18 protein-coding genes and 2 pseudogenes are annotated in these 21160 nt (G+C 72.8%); 9 read left to right on the forward strand and 11 right to left on the reverse strand.

Going from position 1 to position 21160, the window contains the following annotated elements:
* The first annotated feature begins 9 nt into the window (after positions 1-9).
* Positions 10-2547: a circularly permuted type 2 ATP-grasp protein gene (locus M6G65_RS09470; protein ID WP_238195842.1), complete on the forward strand. Its 2538-nt coding sequence runs from the start codon at positions 10-12 to the stop codon at positions 2545-2547.
* Positions 2544-3442: pseudogene (locus tag M6G65_RS09475) on the forward strand (transglutaminase family protein). The gene M6G65_RS09470 and the pseudogene M6G65_RS09475 overlap by 4 nt, the downstream one beginning before the upstream one ends.
* 175 nt (positions 3443-3617) lie before the next feature.
* On the opposite strand, the gene M6G65_RS09480 reads toward M6G65_RS09475, so the two are convergent.
* The 3 genes from M6G65_RS09480 to M6G65_RS09490 all read right to left on the reverse strand — a co-directional run bounded on the left by M6G65_RS09480 (position 3618) and on the right by M6G65_RS09490 (position 7205).
* Positions 3618-4229, reverse strand: coding sequence for a pyridoxamine 5'-phosphate oxidase family protein (locus M6G65_RS09480; RefSeq protein ID WP_250103859.1), 612 nt, complete (start codon positions 4227-4229; stop codon positions 3618-3620).
* A 7-nt stretch (positions 4230-4236) separates the two neighbouring features.
* Positions 4237-5943, reverse strand: coding sequence for a lysine--tRNA ligase (locus tag M6G65_RS09485; protein ID WP_250103860.1), 1707 nt, complete (start codon positions 5941-5943; stop codon positions 4237-4239).
* A 311-nt stretch (positions 5944-6254) separates the two neighbouring features.
* Positions 6255-7205, reverse strand: a complete 951-nt coding sequence (locus tag M6G65_RS09490; protein WP_373323703.1) for a transporter substrate-binding domain-containing protein — start codon at positions 7203-7205, stop codon at positions 6255-6257.
* A 45-nt stretch (positions 7206-7250) separates the two neighbouring features.
* Between M6G65_RS09490 and M6G65_RS09495 the strand changes: the two genes are divergently transcribed.
* The 5 genes from M6G65_RS09495 to M6G65_RS09515 all read left to right on the forward strand — a co-directional run bounded on the left by M6G65_RS09495 (position 7251) and on the right by M6G65_RS09515 (position 11198).
* Complete coding sequence (locus M6G65_RS09495; RefSeq protein WP_238195693.1) at positions 7251-9167, forward strand: glycosyltransferase family 2 protein; 1917 nt, start codon at positions 7251-7253, stop codon at positions 9165-9167.
* A 99-nt stretch (positions 9168-9266) separates the two neighbouring features.
* A complete protein-coding gene (locus M6G65_RS09500) occupies positions 9267-9512 on the forward strand; it encodes a hypothetical protein (protein WP_238195692.1) in 246 nt (81 codons plus the stop codon).
* Positions 9513-9568: 56 nt separating this feature from the next.
* On the forward strand, positions 9569-9802 hold the full coding sequence (locus tag M6G65_RS09505) for a hypothetical protein (protein WP_238195691.1): 234 nt from the start codon (positions 9569-9571) through the stop codon (positions 9800-9802).
* A gap of 90 nt (positions 9803-9892) precedes the next feature.
* Positions 9893-10777, forward strand: a complete 885-nt coding sequence (mazG, locus tag M6G65_RS09510) for a nucleoside triphosphate pyrophosphohydrolase (RefSeq protein ID WP_250103861.1) — start codon at positions 9893-9895, stop codon at positions 10775-10777.
* Positions 10778-10859: 82 nt separating this feature from the next.
* On the forward strand, positions 10860-11198 hold the full coding sequence (locus M6G65_RS09515; protein WP_238195689.1) for a hypothetical protein: 339 nt from the start codon (positions 10860-10862) through the stop codon (positions 11196-11198).
* Positions 11199-11279: 81 nt separating this feature from the next.
* On the opposite strand, the gene M6G65_RS09520 is transcribed toward M6G65_RS09515, so the two are convergent.
* The 5 genes from M6G65_RS09520 to pabB form a co-directional block, all read right to left on the reverse strand.
* A complete protein-coding gene (locus tag M6G65_RS09520) occupies positions 11280-11816 on the reverse strand; it encodes a YciE/YciF ferroxidase family protein (RefSeq protein ID WP_238195688.1) in 537 nt (178 codons plus the stop codon).
* Positions 11817-12286: 470 nt separating this feature from the next.
* The gene (locus M6G65_RS09525; RefSeq protein WP_238195687.1) at positions 12287-12793 is read right to left on the reverse strand and encodes a DoxX family protein; all 507 of its coding nucleotides are present in this window, start codon (positions 12791-12793) and stop codon (positions 12287-12289) included.
* A complete protein-coding gene (locus M6G65_RS09530) occupies positions 12790-13641 on the reverse strand; it encodes an aminotransferase class IV (protein ID WP_238195686.1) in 852 nt (283 codons plus the stop codon). Before M6G65_RS09530 ends, M6G65_RS09525 begins: the two co-directional genes overlap by 4 nt.
* Positions 13628-14251 carry an anthranilate synthase component II gene (locus M6G65_RS09535; protein WP_238195685.1) on the reverse strand — a complete coding sequence of 208 codons (624 nt, stop codon included), beginning with the start codon at positions 14249-14251 and terminating at the stop codon, positions 13628-13630. Before M6G65_RS09535 ends, M6G65_RS09530 begins: the two co-directional genes overlap by 14 nt.
* Entirely contained in the window at positions 14248-15624 is a 1377-nt protein-coding gene (gene pabB, locus M6G65_RS09540; RefSeq protein ID WP_238195684.1) for an aminodeoxychorismate synthase component I, read from the reverse strand. Before pabB ends, M6G65_RS09535 begins: the two co-directional genes overlap by 4 nt.
* A 372-nt stretch (positions 15625-15996) precedes the next feature.
* Here pabB and rimO point away from each other — a divergent pair.
* Both rimO and dinB read left to right on the forward strand, forming a co-directional pair.
* Positions 15997-17339: pseudogene (gene rimO, locus M6G65_RS09545) on the forward strand (30S ribosomal protein S12 methylthiotransferase RimO).
* 252 nt (positions 17340-17591) lie between these two features.
* On the forward strand, positions 17592-18674 hold the full coding sequence (dinB, locus tag M6G65_RS09555; protein ID WP_238195682.1) for a DNA polymerase IV: 1083 nt from the start codon (positions 17592-17594) through the stop codon (positions 18672-18674).
* A gap of 422 nt (positions 18675-19096) precedes the next feature.
* On the opposite strand, the gene M6G65_RS09560 is transcribed toward dinB, so the two are convergent.
* The 3 genes from M6G65_RS09560 to M6G65_RS09570 all read right to left on the reverse strand — a co-directional run bounded on the left by M6G65_RS09560 (position 19097) and on the right by M6G65_RS09570 (position 21012).
* Positions 19097-19297, reverse strand: coding sequence for a hypothetical protein (locus M6G65_RS09560; protein ID WP_192709135.1), 201 nt, complete (start codon positions 19295-19297; stop codon positions 19097-19099).
* A gap of 99 nt (positions 19298-19396) precedes the next feature.
* Positions 19397-20023 (reverse strand): bifunctional nicotinamidase/pyrazinamidase, encoded by a 627-nt coding sequence (gene pncA, locus M6G65_RS09565; RefSeq protein WP_250103862.1) that lies wholly within the window; start codon positions 20021-20023, stop codon positions 19397-19399.
* Between the two features lie 11 nt (positions 20024-20034).
* The gene (locus tag M6G65_RS09570; protein WP_250103863.1) at positions 20035-21012 is read right to left on the reverse strand and encodes a quinone oxidoreductase family protein; all 978 of its coding nucleotides are present in this window, start codon (positions 21010-21012) and stop codon (positions 20035-20037) included.
* Positions 21013-21160: the final 148 nt, after the last annotated feature.

Below are 21160 nucleotides of genomic sequence, written 5' to 3' on the forward strand. Positions count from 1 at the left end.
GGTGCCATGATGCAGGCGGCGCTCGCGGACAGCACCGCCCGGGCCGAGCCGGTCGAGACCCAGCGGGCGCGCGTCGCCCGCTGGGTTGCGGGCTATCGCCCCGCCCCCGGTCGGCCGGACGAGTTCCTGGGTCCCGACGGCCAACCCCGCGGGGCGTGGCCGCGCCTGCTCGACCATCTCGGCGGCCTCACCGAGCCGGAGATCATGGCCCGCTTCGTCGCGGCGGAGCGGCATATCCGGGACGCGGGCATCTCGTTCCGCATCGCCGGCGACCAGCGCGAGCATCCCTGGCCGCTCGGCTGCCTGCCCCTGGTGATCGAGGGGACGGAGTGGGCGGCGCTCAGCGCCGGGATCGTCCAGCGCGCGGAGCTGATGGAGGCGATCCTCGCCGACACTTACGGCGAGGGCCGGCTGGTCCAGGAGGGTCTGCTGCCCGCCGCGATCGTGGCCGGCACGCCCGAGTTCCTGCACCCGCTCCAGGGCGTCACGCCCCCCGGCGGCCATTACCTGAAGCTCTACGCCGCCGATCTCGGCCGGGGTCCGGACGGGCGCTGGCAGGTGCTGGCCGACCGGACGCAGGCGCCCTCGGGCCTCGGCTGGGCGCTGGAGAACCGCATGGTCCTGGCCCGGACCTTCCCGGACTTCTTCCAGGACCTCCATGTCGAGCGCCTGCCGGCCTTCTTCCAGGCGTTCCGCGACGGGCTGGCCCTGGGCGCCGAGCGGTCCGACCCGCGGATCTGCCTGCTGACCTCCGGCCCCTACAGCAGCACCTATGTCGAGCAGGCGGCGCTCGCCCGCTATCTCGGCCTGATGCTGGTGGAGGGCGACGACCTCGTCATGCGGGACGGGCGCCTGCACGTGCGCACCGTCTCCGGCCTGAAGCGCGCCGACGCCCTGTGGCGGCGGATCGACGCCGACTTCCTCGACCCGCTGGAGCTGAACCCGGCCTCGCGGCTCGGCGTGCCCGGCATCCTCGACGCCCTGCGCAACGGCTCCCTGGTGATGGCCAACATGCCGGGCTCGGGGCTCGTCGAGTCGGCCGCGCTCGCGCCCTATCTCGACGGCATCGCCCGCCGGGTGCTGGGCGAACCCCTGCGGCTCGGCCATCCGCGCACGTGGTGGTGCGGCGATCTCGAGGGCTTGGCACACGCGCAGGCCAACCTCGACAGCCTGACCCTGCGCCCGGCCGCCACGCCCCAGCGCGGGGCGGGGCGCGACGCGATCCTGGCGGGCCCGGTCCTGGCGGCCGAGCGGGAGCGGGTCGTGGCGGCCCTGCGCGACCGGCCCTTCGATTACGTCGCCCAGGAGGCGGCGCCGCTCTCGACCATGCCGGGCTGGGAGCGCGGCCCGGACGGCCTCGCCCTGGTGCCCCGCCCGTTCGTGGTCCGGGTCTTCGCCACCCGGACGCCGCTCGGCTGGCAGGTCATGCCGGGCGGCTTCTGCCGGGTCTCGGAGCGCGAGGACGTCGATCCGATCGAGCTGCGGCTCGGCATCCGCTCGGCCGATGTCTGGGTCCTGTCGGAGAAGCCGGTCGCTTCGCCTCTGATCGGCGCGCAGGCGGCCCCGCGGGTGCGGCGGGTCGGCGGCCACCTGCCGTCCCGGGCGGCAGATGGCCTGTTCTGGTTCGGCCGCTATCTCGAACGCGCCGAGGCGGTGATCCGGCTCGTCCTCGCCCATCTGCGCAGCGTCGGCGACGCGGTCGGGGCCGACATCTCGGGCGCCCTCGACACCCCGGCGGCCCTGGCGCTCCGCGCCCTGCTGCACGAGTGGGGCAGCATCGGCGCGGCCGACCTGCCCACCGCCCGCCTCGCCCAAGAGGCGCTGGCCGGGCACGACCGGCCGGGCTCGGCCCGCGCCCATATCGTCTCGGCCCGCCGCAACGCCGCAGCCCTGCGCGCGCGCCTGTCCGGCGAGGCCTGGCGGGTGCTCGCAGATCTGAACGAGTTCCTGTCCCTCAACGATGAGCGCACCTTCACCGAGTCGCAGCTCGCGGGTCGCGCCGAGCGGGCGCTGAGCCATCTCGCGGCTCTGTCCGGCCTGACCCACGAGAACATGAGCCGGGCGGAGGGCTGGCACTTCGTCGAGCTCGGCCGGCGGATCGAGCGGGCGATCAACACCTGCACTTTCGCGCTGGCCTTCGCCAACGACGAGGCGACCCCGGGCTGCCTCGGGGTGATGCTGTCGCTCTGCGACTCGCAGATCAGCTACGGACGCCGCTATCTGCAAGGGGCTGCCCTCGACCCGGTCCGCGACATGGTGCTGCTCGACCCCTACAATCCGCGCTCGATCGCCTTCCAGGCGGAGGCGATCACCCGCCACCTCGCCGACCTGCCGGCGCTGGCCGCCGATGGCCTCCCCGAGCCGCATTGCCGCCTCGCCGCCCGGATCCTGTCGGAGCTGCGCAGCGGCGAGGCCGCCGATTTCGACGCCGTGCGCCTCACCGCGCTGGCGACCGACCTGGAGCGGCTCGCCGACGGGATCGCGGCCCGCTACTTCCCCACCGGGCCGAACGCGCTGCGCCCCGAGAAGCTGACGGGGCTGGCGTGATCTACACACTGCGCCACCGCACCACCTACCGCTACGGCAAGCCGGTGCACTTCGCCCGCTGCACCCTGCGGCTCAAGCCGCAGGATTGCGAGGGCCAGAGCGTGCTGGCGAGCGCCGTCACGATCGACCCGAGCCCCGCCCGCGCGGTGATGCGGCGCGACTATTTCGGCATCGACGCGGTGGCGGTCACGCTGGAGACGCCCCACACCACCTTCAGCGTCGAGGCGCTCTCCACCGTGCGGGTCGAGCGTCCCTCCCCGCCGCCGCCGGAGGCCGGGATGCCCTGGGAGCGGGTCCGCGACGCCGTGGTGGCCGGGCGGGACCTCGGCGGCCGCGCGCCGGTGCACTTCCTGTTCCCCAGCGGCCGGGTCCCGCTGCTCTCCGAGGTCACCGACTACGCGCGGCCGAGCTTCTCGCCCGGCCGCAGCGCCTACGGGGCGGCGCACGACCTGATGCTGCGCATCGGCCGGGATTTCCGCTTCGACGCCAAGGCCACCCATGTCTACACGCCGCTCGCCGAGTCCTTCGCGCTGCGGGCGGGGTCTGCCAGGACTTCGCCCACGTGATGATCGCGGCCTTACGCGGCATGGGCCTGCCGGCGGTTTATGTCAGCGGCTATCTGCGGACCGTGCCGCCGCCGGGCCGCCCGCGCCTGCGCGGGGCGGATGCGAGCCACGCCTGGGTCGCGGTCTGGTGCGGCGACGGCTGGCTCGGCCTCGATCCCACCAACGCCGTGGCGGTGCGGGACGACCACATCGTGGTGGCCCGCGGCCGGGACTACGGCGACGTGGCGCCGGTCGACGGCATCGTCAGCGGTTCGGGCAAGCAGCGCCTCAAGGTCGAGGTCGACGTGATCCCCGATACCGAGCTGCAGGATCTGGCGCTGGTGGGGTGAGGTGGCGCTCCGTCATCGCGAGCGCAGCGAAGCGACCCGGGGGCGCGATATCGGTCGGCGTGGCGCTGCCGGATTGCTTCGCTCCGCTCGCAAAGACGGTGGTGTCGGGGTCCCGCCCCGACCCGGCCTCGCGGAGGCGCACCGGCAACGAGCGCGGCGTGTCGGGGCGGGACCCTCACCACATCGTCTTGGCCGCCCGCTCCGGCCATTCCGCGTCGTAACGCTGGCCGCCGACTTCGCCCGCGGTCAGGGCTGCCAGGATCGCGCCGGGGGTCGGCAGGCTCGCCGCATCGACGCGGGCTTCCGGATCCCACAGCACGGCCCGGATGATCGCCCGCGCGCACTGGAAGTAGATCTCCGCGACGGTGATCACGAGCGCGGTGCGCGGCGCGTGGCCGTCGACCGTGAACGTGGCCAGAAGATCCGGGTCGGCCGAGATCACCGCCCGCCCGTTCACCCGGAGCGTCGTGCCCGAGCCGGGGATCAGGAACAGCAGCGCGACCCGGGGATCGCGCACGATGTTGCGCAGCGAATCGATCCGGTTGTTCCCCCGCCGGTCCGGCAGGATCAGCGTGCGCGGATCGGCGACTCGCACGAAGCCCGGCTGGTCCCCGCGGGGGCTGCAATCGAGCCCCTCGGGACCGGAGGTCGCCAGCACCGCGAAGGGCGAGGCCGCGATCAGCGCCGCGTAGTCCGGCGTGACCGAGGCCGCCACCTTTACCGTGGAGGCGGCCGCCAGGGGCGCGCTGTAGATCGCCTCCAGCGCGGCGAGATCGTCGACGATCATCGCGCGCTCACGCGACCGGGGCCGCCTTGCCGGCCGCGAAGGCTTCGTGCTCCGCCACCAGCGCCCCCGACAGGGAAGCGGCGATCAGGCCCCGGGTCTCGCCGACCCCGTAGAGCGCCACAAAGGAGCCGAACCGGGGCCCGCGCGCCTCGCCGAACAGCACGTTGTAGAGGCTCGTGAACCACGCCTGCGACACGCCGGGCCGCCCGTCCGGGCTCTTGGCCTTGCCGGACGTGTCGGGGAAGTGGCGCCGGCCGACCTCGTAGACCGCCGCCTGCAGGGCCTCCGGATCGGTGGAGCCGGCATGCTCCTTGAGCGTCTCCGCGAGGTCCTCCAGGGCCGCCCGCTCCTCGGGCATCGGCGCTCGGTAGGTCTTGGCCGGCCGGACGAAGTCCGAGAAGTACTTCAGGGCGTGCCTGACCAGCCGGTCGAGGCCCGGATGGGTCTCCGGCCCGGTCTGCGGCGCGTAGCGGCGGATGAAGCCCCACAGCACCGCCGGATCCTCGGTGTTGGCCACCGCCGCGAGGTTGAGCAGCATCGCGAAGGTCAGGCTCGCGCCCTCGACCTTCTCGGGCTCCGGCGGGGTGCCGGCGTGCAGGTGCCAGACCGGGTTGCCCAGACGCAGCTTCGCGTCCTGGCCGGCATAGCGGTCGAGGAAGCCGATATACTCGTCCACGTGCCGGGGGATCACGTCGAAGAACAGGCGCTTGGCCTCCCGCGGCTTGTTGTACATGAACAAAGCCAGCGAGTCCGGCGTGCCGTACTTGAGCCAGTCGTCGATCGTCAGGCCGTTGCCCTTCGACTTCGAGATCTTTTGGCCCTTCTCATCGAGGAACAGCTCGTAGTTGAAGCCCTCCGGCGGCTCGCCGCCGAGCGCCCGGGCGATCTTGCCCGAGAGCTTCACCGAGTCGATCAGGTCCTTGCCGGCCATCTCGTAGTCGACGCCCAGCGCCACCCAGCGCATCGCCCAATCGGGCTTCCATTGCAGCTTGGCGTGGCCGCCGGTCACCGGCGTCTCGTAGCGCTCGCCGGTCTCGGGATCGCGCCACACGATGGTGCCGCTCTCGGCCTTCACCTCGTCGATCGGCACCTGCATCACGTGGCCGGTCACCGGGTGGAGCGGCAGGAACGGCGAGTAGCTCGCCGAGCGCTCGGCCCGCAGGGACGGCAGCATGATCTCCATCACGGCGTCGTAGCGTTCGAGCACGCGGAGCAGCACCGTGTCGAACACGCCCGCGCGGTAGCACTCGGTGGCCGAGCGGAACTCGTAGGCGAACCCGAAGGCGTCGAGGAAGCGGCGCAATTCGGCGTTGTTGTGCGCCCCGAAGCTGTCATGGGTGCCGAACGGGTCCGGCACGCGGGTGAGCGGCTGGTTGAGATGGGCGGCCAGCATCTCCCGGTTCGGGACGTTGTCGGGGACCTTGCGCAGCCCGTCCATGTCGTCCGAGAAGGCGATCAGCCGGGTCGGCACCGCGTCGCGGGTGAGCACCCGGAAGGCGTGCCGCACCATGGAGGTGCGGGCGACCTCGCCGAACGTGCCGATATGCGGCAGGCCCGAGGGGCCGTAGCCGGTCTCGAACAGCACCTCGTTCTTGCCGGATTTCTCCAGCCGCGCCACGAGCTTGCGCGCCTCCTCGAAGGGCCAGGCGGCGGCGTTGGCGGCGGCCTCGATGATGTCGGCGTCGAGGGTCAGGGCTGGCGGAGCGGCTGGCATGTCTTCTGGGATGAACGCAAATTGGAAGCGCGCACCCTAGAGCGGTTCGCACCGGAGCGGAACGCCCAGATGGGCAACCGGAGTCGCTATTGCCCGCAGCGATGTGGGTGCGAACAGGTAGGCGGGGTCAGACACGTGACCGGCGCGCGCTGTGTCGAACGCTCAGTCATGAGGTGGGCGATCTCGTCCTGAAGGTCCGGGGACAGGTCGCGCGTCTTCGCCACGGCCTTCTCGAGCAGATCCGTCATGGTGCCGTCCGACAGCCGAAGCCCGGCGGGCAGGATTTCCAATTCCCGCTGGCGACGAAAGCCTCAGAACGGGCTGACCGGGAAGAACCGCAGGTACAGCTCGGTGTACTTGCCGTCGTCCCAGACCCGCTGGAGCGCGTCGTCCAGCGCCCGGGAGAGGGCCGCGTCCTCCTGGCGGGTGATCAGGCCGATGCCCTCCCCGAAATAGCGGTTCTCCAGGTAGTCGCCGCCGGTCAGCGCGCAGCAAGTCTCCGCGTCCTGGCCGCCGACATAGAGGGCGAGGTTCAGGCCGTCGGCGAACAGGTAGTCGATCTCGCCGCGCTTGAGCGCGCCCTCGGCCGCCGCGAGGTCGGTGAAGTCCTTCGGGACGGCCTTCGGGAAGAACGCCTTGAGGTAGGCCGCGTGCGCGCTGCCGGCGATCACGCCGACGCTGCGCCCGGCGAGCGCCGCCGCCGAGGGGACGGGCAGGCCCTTGTCGGTCCGCGCCGCGAAGCGCGCCGGCCAGCGGAAATACGGCCGCGTCGCCAGGAATTTCTCCCGCAGCGTCGCCGTCAGGGGGATGGCGGCCGCGACCACGTCGCCCTGCTTGCCGTCGAGGGCGTCCAGCAGGGTGTCGAAGCGGCGCGCCTGCACCGTGCAGGTGATCGTCAGCTTCTCGCAGACGGCCCGGGCGAGTTCGACCACGAAGCCCGTCGGGTTGCCGTCGGGGCCGGCGAAGTGCAGCGGCGGGAACTCGTCGTCCGTGAGGAAGCGAACCGCCCGGCCGGTCTGAGGCGCCTCGATCCGCTCGCCCCGGCTGCGCGGGTTCCAGAAATCCGGCACCGTGACGACGGGAGGGGCGGCGGGCGCGGCCTGGGGCTCCGTCGGCGCCGCGGCGCTGGCGGGCGGCGGCCAGAGGAGCGCGGCGGCGAGCGCGGCCGCCGCGAACCGGAATGGGATGCCTGTCCTATCGCCTCTTGACGATCGGGAGGGGGTGGTGCTCCTCTCGGAGCGTGGGGGCGGGGACTGGCTCACCTCCCTCCTCTATCACGACCTGAGGCCACCGGGGGAGCGCACGGCGTGTCGTTCCAGCGCCCGCCCGCGGGACAGGCGGCCCTGCCGCCGGAGATCGCCTTCCTGCAAGCCGAGGGCGTCGACGGCCAGCTGCTGATCCGGGCCGCCGCCGCCGCGGCCGAGGCCGGGACCGACGCGGCGACCGCCCTGCTCCAGGCCGGCCTGATGGCGGAGGCCGCCTATTACCGGGCCCTGGCCCGGGCGCTCGACGCCCCCTACCTCGACGGGCCGATCCCGTTCGGCCTGGGCCTGCGCTTCCCCGACAGCGTGGCGGCCGGTCTCGCACCGCTGGCACCCGGGGCGGTGGCGCCCTGCGTGCTGGCGCCCCGCGGCCGGATGATCGCGGACCTCCTCGACGGCCCGCGCCGGGCGTCCAGGCCGGCGATCACCAGCCCGACACGCCTGCGCGAGGCCGTGTTCGCCGCGATCCCCGAGCAGGTGGCGGATTACGCGTCGCACGAACTGCGGCGGCGCACGCCCGAGCGGGCCACCGCGCGCGAGCCGGCCGTCTGGTGGCTGCTGGTCCTCGGACTGGGGCTCACCGCAGCGCTCTGCCTGTGCGCGGCGCTCCCGGCGTGGCTCGCCCGAACGGCGATGCTGGCCGCGCAGGGCCTGTTCCTGGCCATGGCGAGCTTCCGGCTCGCCGCCCTGGCCATCAGGGCCCCGGTGTCTGCGGACGCGACGGTGCCGCTCGCCGATGCGGATCTGCCGGTCTACACGGTGCTGGTCCCGCTCCGCCGCGAGGCGGCGGTGGTGCCGCACCTGCTCAAGGCGCTGGCCGCCCTCGATTATCCGGCGGCCAAGCTCGACATCAAGCTGCTGCTGGAGGCGGACGACCCGGAGACCGGACCGGCCCTCGCCCGGATCCCGCTGCCGGCGCGGTTCGAGGTGATCACGGTGCCGCCCGGCGGCCCCCGTACCAAGCCGCGGGCCCTCAACGCGGCGCTGCCGCTCGCCCGCGGCGCCCTGCTGACCGTCTACGACGCCGAGGACGCACCCGATCCCGGGCAATTGCGGCTGGCGGCCACCCTGTTCGCGCGCCTGCCCGACCGCGTCGCCTGTCTCCAGGGGCGGCTGGTGATCGACAATGCCGGCGATTCCCGGCTCGCCCGCGCCTTCGCCCTCGAATATGCGGGCCTGTTCGACGTGCTGAACCCGGCGCTGGCGCGGTGCGGCCTGCCGGTGCCGCTCGGCGGCACCTCCATGCACCTGCGCACCGACGTGCTGCGGGCGCTGAACGGGTGGGATCCGTTCAACGTCACCGAGGATGCCGATCTCGGGATTCGCCTGGCGCTGGCGGGCTACACCGTCGGCGACCTGCCGAGCCCCACCTTCGAGGAGGCGCCGGCCCGGCTCGCCCCGTGGCTCGCCCAGCGCACCCGCTGGCTGAAGGGCCTGATCCAGACCAGCCTCACCCACGGGCGCCGGCCGCTCGCCAACGCGCGCAGCCTCGGCGGGCTGGAGACGCTCTGCGCCGCCGCGCTGGTGCCGGGCACGGTCGCGTCGGCGCTCGCCTATCCGGTCTGCCTCGCCGCGGCGGCCTGGGACTTCCTGGTCCTGGACATCGCGGCGGCGCCCGCCTTCCTCGACAACCTCCCCACGGGGCTCGCGATCACGCTCTTCGGGACGGGGCTGGCGGCGCTGATCCTGCCGGCCCTGCTCGGCTGCGCCCGGCGCGGCTGGGGCGACCTCGCCCGGTCGGCCGTCTGGATGCCGCTCTACTTCCTGCTGATCAGCCTGGCCGCCTGGCTGGCGCTGGTCGAGCTGCTCCGCGCCCCGGAGCGCTGGAACAAGACCCGGCACGGCCTAGCGCGGACCTCGCGCAGGGGCCGGGCGCATCGGCCCGCAGGCACGCCCGGCACCCTGCGACATTTGGAGCCGGCCTGCGGCGGGCGCGGGGCCGGGGAATGCGGTTTCTCCTGATCTGGATCAGCCCGATCGATCGACGCTGCCGCTAGCCTTGAGCCTCGGACGTCGCCTGCGCTGCGGTGGCCGGTCATTCTCCACAGGGTGGAGCGAGCGATGCCGGCCTATCATCTCCGACGGACCCTGGAGCACGCGGACGGCCGCTCGGGCCTCGCCTTCGCCTCCGACAGTCTGGAGGCGGCCGACGCCGACGCCGCGATCCTCAAGGCCCGGGAGCTCTGCCGCAAGGCCGCCGGCATGCTGCTGACCGGGGCGGTGCTGATGGATCCGGTCGGGCGGATCCTGTGGTCGTTCAGCCTGGCGCTGGCCCGGGAGCCGCTCTGCGTCCGGGCCACGAGCTGAGCCCGGACGCAACGCAGGGGGCCCTCGCGCCGTTGTCGGTCCATGGCGTATCCCTGATGGCAACGATCGCGATCCTGATCGGCACGCAGGCCGGCGCCCGGCTGCTGGCCGCCGCCTCGGAGCGGGAGGCGGCCCTCTCGGCCGAGGCCTTCCTGCGACGCCTGCCGGTCCGGACCCTCCCGGCCCCGCTCTGGGTCCAGTGCGACGACCCGGCGGTCAGCGGACGGCTCACCGCCTATCTCAACGGCCTGCAGGATGAGCAGGTGCGCGAGCGCGACGCCCGGGTCTGATCGGGCTCCCGCCCGCGCGGATTCCCCTTTTACCCGCCATGGTCTAACGCCCGGAGCGTGAGTGACGTGCGCGACGAGGGACGATCCGGCATGAGCGAGGCGACCGCCGGGGCGATGTCCCGGGAGCTGCCCGGGGAGGCGCCGCTGCACAGGCTCCTGCGCCTGATGGCGACCCTGCGCGACCCGGTCCGCGGCTGCCCCTGGGACGTGGCGCAGACACCCGCGACCATCGTGCCCTACACGATCGAGGAGGCCTACGAGGTCGCCGACGCGGTGGCGCGCGGTGATCGCGACGACCTGCGCGACGAACTCGGCGACCTGCTGCTCCAGGTGGTGTTCCAGGCGCAGATGGCCGAGGAGGCCGGCGCCTTCGCGTTCGGCGACGTGGCGCGGGCGATCGGCGACAAGCTGGTCCGCCGCCATCCGCACGTCTTCGACCGGGACGGGCAGCCTCTGCCCGCGGGCTCGCCGCTGCGTGATCCGGCGCAGGTCGAGGCGCAATGGGCGGTGATCAAGGCGCAGGAGCGAGCGCACCGGTCCGCGGCCTCCGGCGCCGCGGAGACCGCGCCGGACCCGCTCGGCGGCGTCGCCCGCGCGCTCCCGGCCCTCGCCCGGGCGGAGAAGATCTCCCGGCGGGCGGCGGCCTACGGCTTCGACTGGGGCGACGCCGCGCAGGTCATCGACAAGGTCCGCGAGGAGACCGACGAGGTCGCCGAAGCCCTGGAGGCGGGCGCCCCGCAGGCCCTCGCAGAGGAGATCGGCGATCTCCTGTTCTCGGTGGCCAACCTCGCGCGGCATGCCGGGATCGACCCGGAGACAGCTCTGCGCGACGGCACCGCCAAGTTCGAGCGCCGCTTCGCCGCGATGGCGGAGCACCTGCGGGCGGCGGGCGGCGAACTCGGCCGCTCGGACCTCGCCGCCATGGAGGCGGCTTGGCAGGCGGCCAAGCGCGACGAGGCGGCCGGCGGCGCGTGAGCGCGCGCGGCGATCGCCCGCGCCGCGCGGGGGCCTGCTCTCGAGGGCTCGACAGGCGGCGTTCGGCGGATATGTTCCGCGCATGCGCCCGACCCTGCCCATCCTCACGACGCTCGCCGCCCTCGCCGCCCTGGCGTCGCTGTCCCGGCCCGCCGCTGCCGAGACGGTCGTCCAGGAACGCTTCGGCTGCCACACCCAGGAGGTCACGGACCGCCTGTTCAAGCTGGTCATGGCCGGCGACGAGGAGGGGTTTGGGCGGCTGCTGCACGTCAGTCTCGCCAGCGGCGAATGCCGGTCCTGGAAGCTCGGCGAGGAGGTCCGGCTCGAATCCCGGACGATGAGCTACGGCTGCCTCGCCCTGACGAACAGCCAGGATCGCTGCTACTGGACCCCGCTCAGCGCGATCGAGAAGGCGGGCTGAGCCCTTCGCGTTCCGCCGGGCGGCGGGTGCCGGGATCCGCGCGGTCCGGCACCGCCGCGGCGGTGCCGGATGCAGGTGCGCTCAGGCGGCCTTCTTCGAGCCCTTGGCCTTCGGGGCCTCGCCGTCCTCGGCATCGCCGGCGGCGTTGATCGACTCGGCGATCTTCGAGAGCAGGGCGTCGGTCTTCTTCTCCTCCTGCAGGGTCTCGTCCAAGAGCTTGGCGGCCTCGCCGTAGCCGAGCTGGCCGGCCCAGGTCTTCAGGGTGCCGTAGCGGCTGATCTCGTAATGCTCCACCGCCTGGGCGCAGGCGGCCAGCACCGCGTCGGCGGCCGGGCTGCCCTCGAAATCCTCGAGATCCTCCTCCATCTCGGAGACAATGCCCTGCATCGCCTCGCAGGTCTTGGCCCGGGCGGGCTTCCCGATGATCTCGAAGACCTGCGTCAGGCGCTCCACCTGCTGGGCGCTCTCCTCGGCATGGGTCTCGAAGGCTTGGCGCAACTCCGCGTGCTCCGCGGACTTGGCGGACTTCTTGAGGGCCTTCACCGATTGCTTCTCGGCGTAATAGACGTCCTTCAGGGTCTCGTAGAAGGCGTCGTGCAGCGTCTTCTGCTTGGCCATGGCGGTCTGTCTCCATCGGGGGCCGCTGGCGGGTAGCGCGGCTTCCGGACGGGGAACGCGGGTCCCGCCGGTCGTATCCGGACGATATCTTCGACCTGTGGAGGAACCTTTCGCGGCTCAGGTGCCCGCCCCGTCCGGGCGCGTCTTACGGCGTGGGCCGACGCCCGCCGGGTCGGATCCGGCCGGCTTGATCCCCGGTGGCTTAGGTTTCGCTGCCTTGGGTCCCGACAGTTTGGGCTGCAGGCGGTCCAGAGCGATCTCGAGGGCGCGCTCGACCGCGTCGCGATCCGGCAGGGTGTCTGGAAGCGGCGGGCGCGTTCGGCCCGGATCGCGGCGCCTCGTCATGGAATCCGCCCGTATCGGGACCACGCGGCCCGGTATTCCGGCGCGCGCGGCAGCTGGCGGGCAGTCTATCGCCCGGATCACAGGATCAAAGCCTGCCGTGATCCCGGGATCCCAGGATCCTGTGATCAAGGTTCCTGGATCGTTGCTGGCCGGTCGCGCGGGACGACCCCGCCGGGTGGCGGAGCATCCCCGGATGTCTTGGCGCCTGCCCCGAACAACCGACCGCGTCGGCGGAACGGCCAGTCGATCAGCCCGCCGGCCCAGAGCGCCGCCCAGACGAAGACCGGCTGAAACGCCAAGCGCGGGCCGTGGTACCACCAGGAATCCGGGATGCCGTCGATGTGGACGTGCGCGAAGGCGTGCTTGAGGTTCGCCGGGTAGACGCAGACCGCGTAGAGCGCGAGGCCGATCGCGGCCGCGCGCCGGAACTGCCGGGTCAGAAGCCCGATGGCGCCGGCGATCTCGCACAGGCCGGTGACCAGGATGACCAGCCGCGGCGCCAGCACCCAGCCGGGCATCAGCGGCAGCATCGCGTCGGTCGCCGCGAGATGCACGATCCCGATGAAAGCGTAGAGGGCCGCGAGCCCGTAGCGGAGCCGCCGACGGCCCGTCGCGAGCGCCGGATCGGTCACGCGACGACGTCCGACGCCACGCCGCAGGCCTCGGCCACCGAGGCCGTGAGCGCCGCGCTCAGTCGGGCCACCGCCGGGTGCCGGGCGCTAGCGAAGGCGGTGTCGCCGATCGCCGTCACGGGGGCCAGGAGCCGCAGCGAGTTGGTCAGGACCACGGCCTCGGCCGCGCGCCATTCCGGCAGGCTCAGCGACCGTTCCTCGGCCCGCAGCCCGCATCCGGCGGCGAGGCCGAGGATCTCCGCCCGGACGATGCCGGCCAGCACGCCGTCGGTGAGCGGCGGCGTTACCAGACTCTGCCCGAACAGCGCGAACAGGTTGCCGGTGCCCGCACAGGCGACGTGCCCTCGTGTGTTGCAGAACAAAGCCTCGTCGAAGCCCGCCGCGGCGGCCTCCCGGGCGGCCAGAACCGCGTCGAGGTAGCCGAGCGTCTTCAGCCGGGCGGCGGGCGAGGTCTCGTTGCGGGCGACCGGCGTCGGCCACAGGCGCAGGGGCGCGAAGGCCGCGCTCCGGGCGCTCGGCGCCGCGGTGGCGAACAGCGTCGGGCGCGGATCGTCCGGCGGCTTGAGGCCGCGCGGGCCGGAGCCGCGGGTGAGGGTGGTGCGGATCGCCAGCCGCTCCCCCTGCCCGGCGAGCGCCCGGAGGGCCTCGCGGATCCGCTCCGGCTCGGCGGGGATCCCGAGCCCGCCGGCGGAGGCCACGAGCCGGTCGATATGCGCCGCCTCGAAAGCGACCCGGCCGCCGAGGGCGAGGGCCGTGTCGAACAGGCCGTCGCCCAGCGTCAGGCCGCGATCGGTGAGGTCGAGCGGCGCGGTCGTGCCGGAGACGATCGCGCCGTCACGCCACAGCATCGCTCGGCCCCGCCTGCCGGTCGCGGCCCGCCCGCCACGCGCGGGCCAGTCCCAGGAAATTGCCGAACAGGGCGTGGCCGCCCTCGGTCAGCACCGATTCCGGATGGAACTGGATGCCGTAGGTCGGGTGGGTCCGGTGCGAGAGCGCCATCACCTCGCCCTCCTGCGAGACCGCGTCGACAGAGAGATGCTGCGCCATGTCGGGGCCGGGCGTCACCACCAGCGAGTGGTAGCGCCCCACCGGCATCGGCGCCGGCAGCCCGGCGAACAGCCGCTCGCCCTGGTGGGCAATCGGCGTCATCTGCCCGTGAAGCGGGCGCTGCGCCCGCTCGACCGTGCCGCCGAAGGCCGCGCCGATCGCCTGATGGCCGAGGCAGACCCCGAGGATCGGCACCGCCCCCGACAGGTCGCGGATCGCCGGGAGCGAGATCCCGGCCTCCGCGGGGGTGCAGGGGCCGGGCGAGACCACCAGGGCCTCGGGCGCCAGCGCCCGGATGCCGGCGACGTCGAGGGCGTCGTTGCGCACGACCCGGACCTCTTCCCCCAGCTCCTCCAGGTAGCGGACGACGTTGAAGACGAACGAGTCGTAGTTGTCGAGGACGAGGATCATGCGAAGGCCTCGAACACGCGCTCGGCCTTGGCCAGGGTCTCGTCGTATTCCGGGCCGGGCTCCGACAGCAGGGTCACACCGCCGCCGGCCTGCAGGACGGCCTGGCGATCGTCCATGAACACCGTCCGGATCGCGATCGAGGTGTCGAGCGCCCCGTCGAAGCCGATCCGGCCGATGGCGCCGCAATAGAGCTCCCGGGCGTCGCCCTCGATCTCCGTGATGATGTCCATGGCGCGGATCTTCGGGGCGCCGGTGATCGAGCCCCCGGGGAAGGTCCCTTCCAGGAGGTCGAGGGCGTCGAGCCCGTCGCGGAGGTCTCCGGTCACCACCGAGACCAGATGGTGGACGCCCGCGTAGGTCTCCAGGCCGCACAGGGTGGGCACGGCGACGCTGCCCGGGGCGCAGACCCGGGACAGGTCGTTGCGCAGCAGGTCGACGATCATGACGTTCTCGGCCCGCTCCTTGACGGAGGCCAGCAGCGCCTCGGCCGCCGCCCGGTCGGCCGCGGGATCGTCGAGGCGGCGGGCGGTGCCCTTGATCGGGCGCGTCTCCACGTGCCGGCCATCCAGCCGGATGAAGCGCTCGGGCGAGGAGGACGCCACCGTCAGTCCCTCCAGCTCCAGGTAGGCACCGAAGGTCGCGGGATTGGTCTCGCGCAGGCGGCGATAGAGCGCGAACGGGTCGAAGCCGGCGGGCAGGTCCGCCGAGAAACGCTGGGCGATATTGGCCTGGTAGATGTCGCCGGCCCGGATATAGGCGCGCACCTTTTCGACAGCGTCCTCATAGCTTTGCCGGTCGAAATTGGAACGCCACGTGAGCTTCTCGGCGGGGCTAGAAGGCGGCGGGGTCGGGGCTGCCGCGGCGCCGAGCAGGTCGGCGAAGCGGGCGAGCTGCGCTTCGGCGCGGTTCTGCCGGGCGGCGGGCTCGCGCTCGGGGAAGCCGGTGGCGACCAGCCGGGCGGTTCCGGTGGCATGGTCGATGACCAAGGACGTGTCGTAGAGATTGAAGGCGATGTCGTCGGTGAGCCCTGCCCGCCGGGCCGGCACCGTGACCCGCTCCAGCTGCGCGCCGAGATCGTAGGCGAGATATCCGATGGCGCCGCCCGGGAACGGTTCGTCCGGACCGGGCGCGATCCGGTAGGGCGCGAGGCAGGCCCGCAGGGCCGCGAAGGGCCCGCCCGGCACCGGGCGGCCATCCAGGGTCGCGCGCCCGTCGCGGAACCGGAAGCGCGCGAACGGATCGGCGGCCACGATCGAATGGCGCCCGAGCGGATCGTGCCGCATGGCGCTGTCGAGGAAGGCTAGCCCCGGCAGGGCCCGCAGCCGGGCCGCCGCCGCGACGGGATCGATGAAGGGGATCTCTCGGGTCCACATGACCGGGTTCGGGGCTGATGTCCTTGGAGGCCGCGCGCACGCTGCCGTCGCACAGGCGATGCCGCGGGGGAAGCGGCAGTTCCACGCAGGCACCGCCGCGCGGCGCGCACGGCCTCGGTCCTCGGCGCCGGCCGGCGCCGCCGCTTCTTGATGTGTGGTGTCAGGATCAGCCGGTAAAGACTTGCCCAACAGCCAAGTTTGCCGGCGACAGTCAGCCTCGCGCGCGGGGCCGGGCACCCCTGCGGCGGCCGGTCTCGCGCAGGCCGGCGGGAATCGCTATAGGAGCCCCATCCCGAATTCTCGTCCTCGCGTTCCGTGTGACTGTCCCACAGGCCACGCGCGCGGGCGGCGTCCGACCCGTCGAATGCGCCCATGACCGCCACCGCCACACCTGCCCCCAAGGCCTCGGCCCCCAAGATCTCCTTCGTCTCGCTGGGCTGCCCGAAGGCGCTGGTCGATTCCGAGCGGATCCTGACCCATCTGCGCGCCGAGGGTTACGAGCTGGCCCGCCGGCACGACGGCGCCGACGTGGTGATCGTCAACACCTGCGGCTTCCTCGACTCGGCCAAGGCGGAATCGCTCTCGGCGATCGGCGAGGCCATGGCGGAGAACGGCCGGGTCATCGTCACCGGCTGCATGGGCGCGCAGCCGGAGGAGATCCGCGAGAAGTATCCCGACCTCCTGGCGGTGACCGGTCCGCAGGCCTACGAGTCGGTGGTGGCGGCCGTCCACGAGGCGGTGCCGCCGGCCCACGACCCGTTCCTCGACCTCGTGCCGCCGCAGGGGATCAAGCTCACCCCGCGCCACTACGCCTACCTGAAGATCTCGGAAGGGTGCAGCAACCGCTGCAGCTTCTGCATCATCCCGTCCCTGCGCGGGAACCTCGTCAGCCGCCCGGCGGCCGACGTGCTGCGCGAGGCGGAAAAACTGGTCAAGGCCGGCGTGAAGGAGCTGCTGGTGGTCAGCCAGGACACCAGCGCCTACGGCGTCGATATTCGCTACGCCGAGAGCCCGTGGCGGGACCGCCGTGGTCCGGGCGAAGTTCTACGACCTGACCCGGGAACTCGGCGAGCTCGGGGCCTGGGTGCGGCTGCACTACGTCTACCCCTACCCGCACGTGGACGAGGTCATCCCGCTGATGGCCGAGGGCAAGGTGCTCCCCTATCTCGACATGCCGCTCCAGCACGCGAGCCCGTCGGTGCTCAAGCGCATGCGCCGCCCCGGCAACCAGGAACGCCAGCTCGACCGGATCCGGAGCTGGCGGCAGATCTGCCCGGACCTCGCGATCCGCTCGACCTTCATCGTCGGCTTCCCCGGCGAGACCGAGGCCGAGTTCGAGGAGCTGCTGGCCTGGCTGCAGGAGGCCAAGCTCGATCGGGTCGGCTGCTTCGAGTACGAGCCGGTGGCGGGCGCCACCGCCAACGCGCTGGGCGACCTCGTCCCGCCGGAGGTCAAGGCTGAGCGCAAGCGCCGGTTCATGGAGACCCAGAACGGCATCGCGCTGCGGCTGCAGCGGGCGAAGGTCGGCAAGCGGCTGCCGATCATCGTCCGATTCCGTCGAAAGCGGGGTCGCGCGGGGCCGGTCCAAGGCCGACGCGCCGGAGATCGACGGCACTGTCCACGCCGCCTTCCGGCGCCCGGTGCGGGTCGGCGATATCGTCACCGTGAAGATCGACCGGGCCGAGGCCTACGACCTCTACGGCAGCGTCGCCTGAGGCGGCGCGCTGTAGCGACTTTCCAAACCGCGTCCTCATCCTGAGGTGCCGGCGCGCAGCGGGGGCCTCGAAGGTGGTCTCCAGAAGGCACGGCGATCCCCGGGGCCCTCCTTCGAGGCCCGCTGACGCGGGCAGCTCAGGATGAGGGAGTGGGATATCCCTGTTGAGGTGTGATCAACCCGCCTTGACCCGGCCAGGCCGCCGCGTTCTTTGGAACAGAGCAGGAACCCACGGCGGATCTCCGAGGCGGCGATGGATCCGGAGGTCGCGCTCCGAAAAATCATCCACATCGACATGGACGCGTTCTACGCCTCCGTGGAGCAGCGCGACGACCCGTCCCTGCGCGGCCTGCCGCTGGCCGTGGGCGGCTCGCGGGAGCGCGGCGTGGTGGCGGCGGCGAGCTACGAGGCCCGGAAATTCGGCGTCCGCTCGGCCATGCCGTCGGCCACCGCCCGCCGGCTCTGCCCGGACCTGCTGTTCGTGAAGCCGCGCTTCGAGGTCTACCGGGCGGTCTCGGAGGAGATCCGGGCGGTCTTCGCCCGGCACACGCCGATCATCGAGCCGGTGGCCCTGGACGAGGCCTATCTCGACGTCACCGAGAACCTCCTGGGCCTCCCGACGGCGACGGCCGTGGCGAAGGCGATCCGGGCCGAGATCCTGGAACGCACCGGGCTCATCGCCTCGGCCGGGGTCTCGTACAACAAGTTCCTCGCCAAGGTGGCGTCCGACCACAGGAAGCCGAACGCCCTGTTCGTCATCACCCCCGCCATGGGACCGGATTTCGTGGCGGAGCTGCCGATCGGCCGGTTCCACGGGGTCGGCCCGGTCACCGAGGCGAAGATGAAGCGGCTCGGGATCGAGACCGGGGCGGATCTCCGCACCTGGACGCCCGAGCGCCTGCGCGAGACCTTCGGGTCGGCGGGCGCCTACTATTACGCCGTCGCCCGCGGGATCGACGCGCGGCCGGTCCGCGCCCACCGGGTGCGCAAGTCGATCGGCGCGGAGACCACCTTCGCGGAGGACACGGCCGCCTTCGAGGTCCTGGCCGCCCGGTTGGCGCCGCTGTTCGACAAGGTCTGGACCGGGGCCGACGCCAAGGGCATGCGCGCCCGGACCGTGACCCTGAAGCTGAAATTCTCCGATTTCGCCCAGGTCACCCGGGCGAAATCGCTCGCCGTTCCCGTGGCCGACCGGGCCAATCTGGAGCGGATCGGCCTCGACCTGCTCGCCGGCCTGTTCCCCCTGCGGCGCAGCGCGCGGCTGATCGGGGTATCGCTCTCGGGCTTCGCGCAGGACGAGCCCGACGGGCCGCAGCAACTCGGGCTGGCGGTCTGACACGGCCTCCGGGGCAAGCGCCCGCGCGGTCATGCGCGGCACTGCGCCTGTGCGGTTCCGCACGTCGGGCAGGCGGGATCGGTCCCGGAGCGGAGCGATCCGGCACGGATCGGGGTTGTCCGAGCCCGTGCGAACACAAGGACCTTGCGGATGTCGAAGCACGCCCTCCTGGCCCTGGCCGCCGCGCTTCTCCCGGTCCTCGCGGCGGGCGCCGCCCGCGCGGACGGCACATCCGCTTTCGGGGCAGCCAACGCGGCTCAGCTGCGCGGCTACACCGCGAGCCCGGCCCAGATCTACGTTCCGGCAGGCGGCCCGAGCGCCGGCCCGCAGCCCCCGCGCCGCAGCGGCCGAAGGCGCCGGCGCGCGGCCGCTGAGATCGACCCGGGCCGCGCGGGCCCGGGCATCCCATCACACGTTCTTGGTCACGCGTTCTTGCGCGGCCGGTGGTCGGGGTCGATGCCGCCATCGACCTTGGTCTCGTTGTCCACGTCACCCTCGAAGGTCGAATCCGCCTGCAGATCGGCAGGATCGGCGCCGCTCATGCCCTTCGAGGTGCCGATCCCGGGATTGCCCTTGAGGTCGGCGTCGGTCGGGGTCTCGGTCTTCAGATGCTTGGACGACATGCAGGCTCCTGTCGGATGCTGATGTCGGGCCAACGCACCGGGGCGGAGACGGTCACCCGCGCCCCGTGCGGCGGTTCGCCTCCCGGTCCCCGCAGATCCTCAGCCGAGCGCGGCCGCCCCGATCCGGCGCACGCCCGCCGTCTCCATCCGCGCCCAGGCCTGCGCGAGGGATCCGTCCACGTCGATCCCGCGCACGGCATCCTCCACCACGAGGACGTCGAAGCCCGCGTCGCTTGCATCGAGCGCGCTCCAGGCGACGCAGAAATCGGTGGCGAGGCCGCAGATGACGACGCGGGTGATGCCGCGCTCCCGGAGCGCCCCGGCGAGCCCGGTGCGGGTCGCCCGGTCGGCCTCCAGGAAGGCCGAGTAGCTGTCGACCCGGGGATCGAGCCCCTTGCGCACCACCAGGCTCGCCCGGTCGGTGGCGAGACCCGGCGCGAAGGCGGCGCCCGGGCTGCCCTGGACGCAGTGGCGCGGCCACAGCACCTGCGGTCCGTAGGGCAGCATCACCGTCTCGAACGGGGCCCGCCCCGGATGGGTCTCGGCGAAGGAGACGTGATCCGCCGGATGCCAGTCCTGCATCAGCACCACGTGCCGGAAGCGGTGCTGGAGCGCGTTGATCGGGCCGACCACCGCGTCGCCATCCGGGACGGGGAGCGCCCCGCCCGGCAGGAAATCGACCTGCACGTCGGCGACGAGGAGCAGGTCGGCGCTGCCGGGCGTCACGGTTGCGGGCCTCAGGGCAGCATCACGGTCGAGCCGGTGGTCTCCCGGCCCGCGAGGTCGCGGTGGACCTGCTGCGCCTCGGCCAGCGGGTAGGTGGCGTTGACGGCGATCTTCACCGCGCCGTCGCGGACCACCTTGAACAGGCGGGCGGCCGCCTCCTCCAGGGTGGCGCGGTTCGGCGAGAAGGTCGCGAGCGTCGGGCGGGTCACGTAGAGCGAGCCGCGCGGGGCCAGCAGGCCGAGGTCGAGCCCGGTGATCGCCCCGGAGGCCGAGCCGAAGCTCGCCAGCAGGCCGAGCGGCGCGAGGCTGTCCAGCGAGCCCATCAGGGTCGCCTGCCCGACGCCGTCATAGACCACCGGGACGCCCTTGCCGCCGGTGATCTCGCGTACGCGCTTGGCGACGTCCTCCTCCCGGTAGAGGATGACGTGGTCGCAGCCGTTCTGCTTGGCGAGTTCCGCCTTCTCGGGGCTGCCGGCGGTGCCGATCACCGTGGCGCCGAGGTGCTTGGCCCACTGGCAGGCGATCAGGCCGACGCCGCCGGCGGCCGCCTGCCACAGGATCGTGTCGCCGGGCTTCACCGCGTAGGTCCGGTGCAGCAGGTACTCGACGGTCAGGCCCTTGAGCATCATGGCGGCGGCGGTCTTCTCGTCGACGCCGTCGGGGATCGGCACGGCCGCGGAGGCCGGGATCACCGGCTCCTCGGCGTAGCAGCCGTCCGCCACCGAACCGTAGGCGACCCGGTCGCCCGGCTTGAACTGGCTGACGCCCTCGCCCACCGCCGTGACGGTGCCGGCGCCCTCCTTGCCGGGGGTGAAGGGCATGTGCGGGGACTTGTAGGCGCCGGTGCGGAAGTAGATGTCGATGAAGTTGACGCCGATGGCCGCCTGCTTGACCCGGATCTGCCCGGGGCCCGGCTCGGCCAGGGGCACGTCCTCGAAGCGCATCACCTCGGGGCCGCCATACTCGTAGACCCGGATCGCCTTCGGCATCGTTGGACTCCCGCTCGCCGCCCCGTCCGGGGGCGTTGCAGCCCGAGATAACGGAGCGCCCGGCGGAGGCAATTTCTTTTTGCCGTCTCGCCCTCCAGTTGTAACTCGCCCGGTCGCGGCCCCGTTCTGGATCCGTCGCCGCGGGGGG

This window comes from Methylobacterium tardum, assembly GCF_023546765.1.
GTDB classification, from domain to species: domain Bacteria; phylum Pseudomonadota; class Alphaproteobacteria; order Rhizobiales; family Beijerinckiaceae; genus Methylobacterium; species Methylobacterium tardum.

Coding starts and splice junctions, on each gene's coding strand:
- M6G65_RS09470 (WP_238195842.1), top strand. CDS start 10: ATGCAGGCGGCGCTCGCGGACAGCACCGCCCGGGCCGAGCCGGTCGAG.
- M6G65_RS09480 (WP_250103859.1), bottom strand. CDS start 4,229: ATGATCGTCGACGATCTCGCCGCGCTGGAGGCGATCTACAGCGCGCCC.
- M6G65_RS09485 (WP_250103860.1), bottom strand. CDS start 5,943: ATGCCAGCCGCTCCGCCAGCCCTGACCCTCGACGCCGACATCATCGAG.
- M6G65_RS09500 (WP_238195692.1), top strand. CDS start 9,267: ATGCCGGCCTATCATCTCCGACGGACCCTGGAGCACGCGGACGGCCGC.
- M6G65_RS09505 (WP_238195691.1), top strand. CDS start 9,569: ATGGCAACGATCGCGATCCTGATCGGCACGCAGGCCGGCGCCCGGCTG.
- mazG (WP_250103861.1), top strand. CDS start 9,893: ATGAGCGAGGCGACCGCCGGGGCGATGTCCCGGGAGCTGCCCGGGGAG.
- M6G65_RS09515 (WP_238195689.1), top strand. CDS start 10,860: ATGCGCCCGACCCTGCCCATCCTCACGACGCTCGCCGCCCTCGCCGCC.
- M6G65_RS09520 (WP_238195688.1), bottom strand. CDS start 11,816: ATGGCCAAGCAGAAGACGCTGCACGACGCCTTCTACGAGACCCTGAAG.
- M6G65_RS09530 (WP_238195686.1), bottom strand. CDS start 13,641: ATGCTGTGGCGTGACGGCGCGATCGTCTCCGGCACGACCGCGCCGCTC.
- M6G65_RS09535 (WP_238195685.1), bottom strand. CDS start 14,251: ATGATCCTCGTCCTCGACAACTACGACTCGTTCGTCTTCAACGTCGTC.
- pabB (WP_238195684.1), bottom strand. CDS start 15,624: ATGTGGACCCGAGAGATCCCCTTCATCGATCCCGTCGCGGCGGCGGCC.
- dinB (WP_238195682.1), top strand. CDS start 17,592: ATGGATCCGGAGGTCGCGCTCCGAAAAATCATCCACATCGACATGGAC.
- M6G65_RS09560 (WP_192709135.1), bottom strand. CDS start 19,297: ATGTCGTCCAAGCATCTGAAGACCGAGACCCCGACCGACGCCGACCTC.
- M6G65_RS09570 (WP_250103863.1), bottom strand. CDS start 21,012: ATGCCGAAGGCGATCCGGGTCTACGAGTATGGCGGCCCCGAGGTGATG.